The organism is Polynucleobacter sp. Fuers-14 (genome assembly GCF_018882045.1).
GTDB lineage: Bacteria > Pseudomonadota > Gammaproteobacteria > Burkholderiales > Burkholderiaceae > Polynucleobacter.
The window spans coordinates 44,167-52,128 of the sequence record NZ_JACVPG010000006.1; the positions used below are offsets into that span (position 1 = coordinate 44,167).

7 protein-coding genes are annotated in these 7,962 nt (G+C 44.9%); 6 read left to right on the forward strand and 1 reads right to left on the reverse strand.

The annotated features are described in order from the left end of the window. Window positions 1-83: 83 nt before the first annotated feature. The 6 genes from ICN40_RS04960 to ICN40_RS04985 are packed head-to-tail and all read left to right on the forward strand — an operon-like array spanning window position 84 to window position 5,504. Complete coding sequence (locus ICN40_RS04960) at window positions 84-794, forward strand: hypothetical protein (protein ID WP_216242573.1); 711 nt, start codon at window positions 84-86, stop codon at window positions 792-794. A gap of 2 nt (window positions 795-796) precedes the next feature. After that, window positions 797-2,170 carry a P-type conjugative transfer protein TrbL gene (trbL, locus tag ICN40_RS04965; RefSeq protein ID WP_216242574.1) on the forward strand — a complete coding sequence of 458 codons (1,374 nt, stop codon included), beginning with the start codon at window positions 797-799 and terminating at the stop codon, window positions 2,168-2,170. A 1-nt stretch (window position 2,171) separates the two neighbouring features. Further along, window positions 2,172-2,453 (forward strand): hypothetical protein, encoded by a 282-nt coding sequence (locus ICN40_RS04970; protein ID WP_216242575.1) that lies wholly within the window; start codon window positions 2,172-2,174, stop codon window positions 2,451-2,453. Window positions 2,454-2,461: 8 nt separating this feature from the next. After that, window positions 2,462-3,139, forward strand: a complete 678-nt coding sequence (locus ICN40_RS04975; protein ID WP_216242577.1) for a VirB8/TrbF family protein — start codon at window positions 2,462-2,464, stop codon at window positions 3,137-3,139. A gap of 5 nt (window positions 3,140-3,144) precedes the next feature. Continuing rightward, entirely contained in the window at window positions 3,145-4,083 is a 939-nt protein-coding gene (locus ICN40_RS04980) for a TrbG/VirB9 family P-type conjugative transfer protein (RefSeq protein WP_216242578.1), read from the forward strand. Window positions 4,084-4,139: 56 nt separating this feature from the next. After that, window positions 4,140-5,504 carry a TrbI/VirB10 family protein gene (locus ICN40_RS04985; RefSeq protein WP_216242580.1) on the forward strand — a complete coding sequence of 455 codons (1,365 nt, stop codon included), beginning with the start codon at window positions 4,140-4,142 and terminating at the stop codon, window positions 5,502-5,504. Between the two features lie 285 nt (window positions 5,505-5,789). On the opposite strand, the gene ICN40_RS04990 is transcribed toward ICN40_RS04985, so the two are convergent. Further along, window positions 5,790-7,658: an acyltransferase family protein gene (locus ICN40_RS04990; protein ID WP_216242581.1), complete on the reverse strand. Its 1,869-nt coding sequence runs from the start codon at window positions 7,656-7,658 to the stop codon at window positions 5,790-5,792. Window positions 7,659-7,962: the final 304 nt, after the last annotated feature.

Consider the following 7,962-nt stretch of genomic DNA (forward strand, 5'->3'; position numbering starts at 1 on the left):
TAAGCGAACAATGTTGTTTGCACAAATAAATAGGGGTGAACGCCCTGCGCATTATAGGTATAGCCACTTTTATGGAGATACCAATGATGATCAAAAATACTCGTAGGATTCTGATTCACTCCGCCATCCTCTTTGGATTGACAGGATGTTTGTCTATTGGTGAGGCATTTGCTTATGGCGATGCCTCATTAGGCGAACAAATTGTTCAGCAGATCACCTTATCTCAGCAGCTTGAACAGCAGATGCAACAAGTGCAGCAACAAATATCGCTGGTTCAACAGGGCGCTCAAAACTTGCAAGGGCTAACGCAGCAAGCTTGGAACAGTGTTTCTGCGCCATTAATGCAAATGACTTCATTGGTTGGTCAGGCACAAGGACTTGCTTACAAAGCAATTAGCACGGCCTCACAAGTCAAATCTGTATTTGGAGATCCAACAGGAACCATCACCAACTATCAACAAAAGCTACAGGGCTGGGTAGGTAACAACCAGCAGCAAATGGCTAATGTCATGCAAGGCTACAACCAAAGCGCTACAGGGTTTCAGCTGACACAATCCGGTTTAGCAATGACTCAAGCAGCTAGCCAATCCGCAGTTGGCCAGCTCCAGGCTTTGCAGGCAGGAAATCAAATCGCAGGTATGCAAGTTAACGCCTTGCAAACTTTGCACTCCGACATCATCGCGGGAAATCAGGTTTTATTAAATACGATTGCCGCGAACGATGCCGACAAAGTAAATACCGTTAACGTACTCAATCAGATTCACAATGCGCCTCTTGTTAAGGGAGGGTTTTGAAAATGATTTCCTCAATAAGCCGTAGGGCTTTGACTGGAGCATTTCTCTTATTAATTTCAATCAATGCTTTTGCTCAAGGTGCCCCTGGTTCCGGTGGCGTGCTAGATAGCGTCTTAGCTCAATATGTAACCAGTACGGCATCGTGGATGAAACTTTCCCAAGGATTTGCTAATCATATCTTTATGGCGCTTGGTGGGCTGGATATTGCTTGGTGGGGCATTAAAAATCTTCTTAAGAAAAATGACCTAGTTGATTACATAGCGGGCTTCACTTTAAAAATCCTTTCCATTTTTTTCTTTTACGGAATCATTGTGAACTCCCCAACGTGGATTCCAATGATTACCAATACCTTTATGTTTATGGGTGGCCAAATAGCAGGAGGGGGAGCTACCAACTCGACACCCTCATCGGTCATGTGGCTGGGTGCGCAAACCGCAGATGCAATCATCCGAATTTATGACACAGCGCAAGGCACTAGCGCAGTAACTGCGGTCTTGGGAAACCCTTTTTTAGCTTTGGCAACATTAGCCGCCGCACTTTTCACCCTCATTGGTTTTGCTTTCATATCGCTACAACTATTGATGACGCAAATTGAACTTTCTGTTGTGTCAGGCATTGGCTTGGTCATGCTTGGCTTTACTGGGAGCTCTCTAACTTCGACCTTTGGCGAAAAATACATTGGTTACATTGTTTCGGTTGGCATTAAATTAATGCTCATTTTTGCAATTGCCTCCCTAGGGCCAATGATTGCTGCGCAGCAAGCAGCCTTTTTAAATTCTCAAGCGTCCCTTCCTGGTGGCCCCAATGCAGCTAATTTGTTGGTAGTAGGCATTGCAATGCTGATTTACGGGCTATTGGGCTTGATGGTCCCGGGCATCGCTGGTTCCTTGATGAACGGCTCACCAAGCATGTCTTTAGGATCGGTAGCTGGCGCTGGCGCCGCTGCAGCTGGTGCAGTTGCCGGTGTTGGTATGGCCGGTCTCGGAGCTGCTGCAGGAGCAGCTAGTGCAGGAGCGGCGGGTGTAGGGCACTTAGCTAGCCTTGCAGGAGCCGGCAACCTTGTATCAGGCGGGCTAACAGGCGCGGGGCAGGCGCTTGGCTCAGCCTTAGGTTCAATGGCGCCTTCAACTTCTGGGGTCTCGGGTTTGCCAGCGGCTAGCACTGACCCATTTGCAGGAACTGCAACCCCTCCTAGCGCGCCAGCTTCAGGCGGCTCCAATGCCATTGGAGGCAGCAATGCAAGCGCTACGCCAGCGGCAGATTCTCAAAGCACGCTAAGCAAGGGTATGGATAAATTAGGTCAAGCACATTCGCTTGCAGGGGCCGAAGGAAATTCCGGTGGCGTCAGCGTCAATCTCGGACATGCTGGAGACTAATATGCGACACGATAAATTTCGTTTTATAAATTCATGGGCCTCAGATCAGTTTCAAAACCGGCCAATCAACGTCCTCCTATTGGCCATCAAAGTAATCACGGCCTTTTGGCTTGTTTGGGTATGGGTAAATACCTCAGGAATTTATCGCCCTCTCGGCCTTTTCCTTGGATTATTTGTAGTTTTTTTAGGCGCATGGGTGGACGCTAAATTACCTGAGCGCACTAAAAAAATGTGGCCAGAGAAGGTGACTCCAGACGCCAAAACCACTTCTGAAAACGAATAAAACTTTCTATGAATAATCAATCAAGCAACCAATCTAAAAATACCATCGCCAATCCATACTTAAACGGTCGCCGAGAATGGGACGAGCGCTACGGAGACTTTATTTCTAGAGCGCACAATTGGCGCCTTTTTGCACTGCTTTCTGTAGGCGTCACGCTGTGCGCAGTTCTTGGCGTGGTTTATATGGGTTCGCGTTCCCGAATAGAGCCCATGGTCGTCGCTCTGGATTCTTTAGGGAGTCCAATTGCTCTGGCGCAGCCCTCGAAAAATGCAGTTGAGCAACGCGTATTGGTGGCGCAAGTTGCTAATTGGCTTTGGAACGCCAGAACTGTCTTGCCCGATTCGGCAGCTCAAAAAACCTTAATCAATCGTACCTATGCCATGGCCAGCAGTAATGTTGCCCAATTTCTGACAACTGAATATTCGGCAAACCCTCCTTTTGGCGGAAAGACGGTAAGCGTACACATCACTAGTGTTTTGCCAATCAGCAAAGATACTTTTCAGGTTAACTGGGATGAGACGGCTACCTTAGATGGGCAACCACAGCCACCAACTCACTGGAAGGCAAATATCACCACAGGCATTGATCCTAGCTTAACCAAAACCCCCGAAGTGATTCTTTCAAATCCGCTAGGCATTTTTTTACAAACCGTTTCTTGGACTCAAATCTTGAGCGCTAAAAGCTAATCACTATGACATTAACTATCAATATAAATAAACGCAGCGCCATCGCGATGGCCTGCATAGCATTGGTCTGCGCAGTTACCTCAGCTTCCGCAATAGATGTTGCCAAACCAACAGTGCCCCCTATAAACCCGCAGAGTGCTTCAGGTGTAGCCACCACCACTAAACCCCAACCAAGCGCCAGCGCAGCTGCTCCAGCCCCTACAGCGCCAATTGAGACTGGTTTAAAGGCTAAGCCCCTCAATAGTTCCGCTAAGGCACCACAAGGCCTTGCCGCAGGGGAGGGGAGGGTTTTGTATGCCTATGGACAATCACAGCCTACTGTAACTTGCGCACCCTTGCACGTATGCGTTGTTAGCTTAATGCCTGGGGAGCAGATTAATGATTTAAGTATTGGCGACTCCGTACGGTGGCTTGTTCAAACTTCAAAGGCGGGTGATAGTCCGGTGGTTATTCTTAAGCCAACTGAGGCTGGCATTGGAACCAATTTAGTGGTGAGCACCAATCGCCAACGTGTTTACTACCTCATCCTAGAAAGCAGTGCTACTAAATATCAGCCACAAGTAGGTTTTTACGATGCTGCTGACATGACCACTCATTTTGAGCATCACGAGGAAGAGGAGTTGTCGAAGCAACTTGCCCCAGGCAAGATAGATCCCTCCAGTCTTGATTTCGGTTTTAGTTGTGATAGCAGCGGCGGTGATGACTTTAAGCCAACCCGAGTTTTTTCTGGCGATGGCCACTTGTATTTACAAATGCCGCCAAATATTAAGAGCGGGGATTTGCCAGCATTATTCAATGTGAGCAGTAGTAATACTGAGATGATTAACAGTCGCTTTGACCCCCTCAAGGGCTATCTGGTAGCCGATGGCATTCCCAGTAAGGTCAAGCTTGTTGTTGGGGATAAAGATGGCAACCGCTCAGTAACGTGTTCACGAACTAAATAAAAAACCACATTAGTCGCAATCAAGACCTCAGATTATCTCGTTAACTTAAAGTAAATATGTCAAATTCCGATACCAATCCATTTGGCGATAGCCATCTCACTGCGGATGTAAGTGGGCCCTCAAAAGCGCCTTTATTGCGCAGTCCAGTTTCTGAAGGCGGCGCTCGCCTTTCAAAGAAATTTAAAGGAGCCGCTTTTCTTGTTGTGGGCGGATTAATTGCTGCAGTGATGGTTGGCATCATGACGTCAGGCAATGATGGCTCTACGCCAGACGCCAAAACAAACCCAGAGGGCAATACTATTGGTAGTGTTAGTCCTGATACTGGGGCTTTTGAAAGAGCGGCCGAAGCTAATAGACAAAAAGACATCACAGACGCTTCTTTAAATAGCGTTGAAGGCGCAGGCGGGAGCGTACCAAAACCAAGAGCAGGCGTTGCAGTGCCGTCTTCTGCAGGCATGGTTTCGGCGCAAGGTACAGGTGGCGTTAAAACACCTGCAGAGAACTTTCAAAGCTGGCAGGAAGAGCAGCGATATAAAGCTGAAGAGGCCCGCTTTACATCGTCTCAAAGCGCCAAAAATTCCGGGACTCAAGTTAGCCTTACCAATCAAACTTCAAAGCCAACGTCTGCTGATATTCAAGCCCCAACAAGACCAACTGCAGGTACTACGGACGATCCAACAAGGCTTAATAATTTAGCCGCCGAAGTCGCTAGGGCTTCATCAAATGGGGCTAATGGAGGTGCTGGTCCCAATGGTGTTTTTCCACAAACTCAAAACACCGCTTTTTTAAATGATCAAAAGAAAGTTGAAAGTGGTTATTTAAATAGCGCAGTAAATGCTCCCCTGGGTAAAACGGAATTATTTGCCGGCAGCGTAATTCCAGCAGTTACAACAGTTGGTATCAATAGTGATTTACCGGGTCAGGTCAATGCTGTTGTACGCCAAACCGTCTATGACAGTCGCAATGAGAATCTTGTCTTAATTCCTCAGGGCACTAAAGTTGTTGGTCAATACAGTAGCTCAGTTTCTTATGGCCAGCAAAGGATTCTGGTGGCTTGGAATCAATTAATTTTCCCCAACGGAAAAACAATTGATTTGCAGGGGATGCTAGGTGCCGATGGCCTTGGTCAATCTGGGCTTTACGATTCTGTAGATAACCATTATTTCCGCATATTTGGTAGCGCTCTACTAGTAAGTATGCTTGGCGTAGCAGCTCAGCTGTCCCAGCCACAAAACAGCAGCTTATTGGCGGCACCATCAATTAGTAGTCAGGCTACAGGAAGTGCAGCGGCGCAATTTAATACCGTTGGCACAAACCTTGTAAATAAGAACCTGAATATTGCCCCAACGTTAGTAATTCAGCCTGGTTTTGCCTTCAATATTATGGTTAACAAAACTATGATCTTGCCGGCCTATAAATAACTTTGATTAAAGCGCTGACTGATGGGGCAATCAAATTACTTTAATTATTTTGAAAGATTCAATGTTCGATTTTCTGAAAAATCTAATAGGCCAATGGGATGCCTGGGGAATGGAATCACCTTTTCTTGCTTTAATGGCAGGGCTCTTGGTGCTCTCGGGTATTTTTGCTACTCTCACCCTTTTGCTGTTGGCTGTCATTGGGTATCTCCGCAAAAAATTCGATGCCTGAATGTGAAAGAATGAGTTCTGTCAGCAATAAAGAAGTCATGATGACTTTAGGCGCTATTAATTTCCCAATATCTGGACAATGTCTGGCATAAGCAGTAAGGCACCATCAGTTGATAGGTGTGTGCCATTATAGTAATTAGATGTCGCATCTTTAATTACCTGGCATCCACCATCCTTGCATAACTTTTGATGGGGGTAAATGAAAAAAACATTTCTTGGTAAATCTAGATCCCTAGAAACTTTGAGAAAAGTTTCGTTTAACTCAGATGAGCGCATATCAAAACCACAAGGCTTTCTTCTGCTTCCAATGTAGTAATTGGCAAACTCACAATCCGTGTCAATCCTTTCAACATCGCCAGAGATAATTACCTTTTGCGGGTGAAACCTTTCGGCATCAGTTACCGCAGATAATAGGTAATCTTTAATTTCACCCGCATTATGCGCCCCATATCTTGATAGGCTATGCGAGCGTATTACGGCAAATACGTTTTTATCTCTATATTTATATAATTCACTTCTTAGAATCTCACAGTGATTGCTATCATCATATTTCTTTAAGAAGCATGATGTATGCCCAAAATAGATAAACCTATATTGGCTGCCAAGCGCTTCATTGAGAGCATTTGTTAAATGACCAGAAACACTATCTCCATAAATTAGAATGGTTTTAGTGGAGCTTGGATTTCCAAATTCGCAAGGATAACCATCGACATCAGCCGGTCTGCATATGTTTTCTCCGAGCCTTACTTTTAATGGTGCAATATGAAATCTGGAGGGGATTCCATCAAGCTTAAAGGCCGAATAGCTAAAAGCGCCACATATAGCCATCAGCATAACTAAGGCACCAAACTTCTTATATGAATTTTCTATTCTTCGAAGTGGTATTTCAATAAATTTATATGTAGCCCATGCCAAACCAATTGAGAAAATTACTAGCGCGACTCTAAATAGTATCGGTGGCGTTTCGCTGGTGTAAATAGTCTGAGTTATTGATAGCAATGGCCAATGCCAAAGATAGAGTGGGAAGCTAATAAGGCCGAACCAAACCAGGCATTTATTGCCTAAAAGGTAAGTGTTTATAAAAGAGCTTGGTTTTGCTGAGATTACAAAAGCTGCTCCTAGCGTTGGAAGTAATGCCCACCAACCGGGAAACTGACTATCTTTATTTAAAAGAGTGAGCGCTAGTAATACCAAGAAAATACCGGAGCCTGATAGTAAATTTGAGTATTCCTGCTGCGCTCTTACAAAAAATCTTGACTGATGAAAATTTATATATGCAAGGGCAGATCCAATCAATAATTCCCAAACACGAGTTCCGGGATGATAAAAAACTGATACTGGATCTCGGACTATGGACGTTATATTTAATGTAAATGATGCAATAAGGGAAGCAAGGATTACAGCAAATAGGTTTAAGCGCAACCTCCAGAAGACCCAAGCAAGAATCGGCCATAGAAGATAAAACTGCTCTTCAATTCCAAGAGACCATAAATGCAAAAGAATTTTTTTAGACGATCCCCCTTCAAAATACCCCCCGCTTTCTCTCCATAGGGTAAAGTTTGATATAAATCCAGCCCCTGAAGAAATGTGTTTTCCAAGTTGGGAAAATTCTATTGGTGTAAAGAAAAACCAGCCAAACAAAAAGCAAGCGGTTAAAACAGTCAGTAGCGCTGGAAATATTCTACTTGTGCGTCTGTAGTAGAAATCTTTAAAGCTAAAGCTATTTAGAGCTAAATTTTCAAAAATAATTGTCGATATTAGATAGCCGGAAATGACAAAGAAAATATCAACCCCAATAAATCCGCCATGGATCCACTCCGGAAGAGCATGAAAACCAAGCACTGATAAAACAGCGATTGCCCGCAACCCATCGATGTCGGGTCGATATTTTGGGTGGCTTGGGCGGAGATCTTTGGTGATGGTCATTAGGCCTACATAATACAATTTACACTTGGGGTCGATAATGCCTGCTCTCTTCCAATCAAAAGGTACCAAAATAGACGTGGGAAAGGCTGGTAGATGTTCGTAGGTCGCTTTGGTTGGATTGGTAGGCGGCTTTTAAAGCGCTCCATTCTTATTCCGCTTGGTTTTAGTTGTTGACTTCCCGGGTCCCGATTCGAGTCCTGGTTAAGATTTATTGCCTTGCATTTGGTTTGATCACTAAAAAATTACTAAAAAATAAGCTTTAGCAAATATATACATGGATTTTCGAGTCCGCCCCGAGGCACCA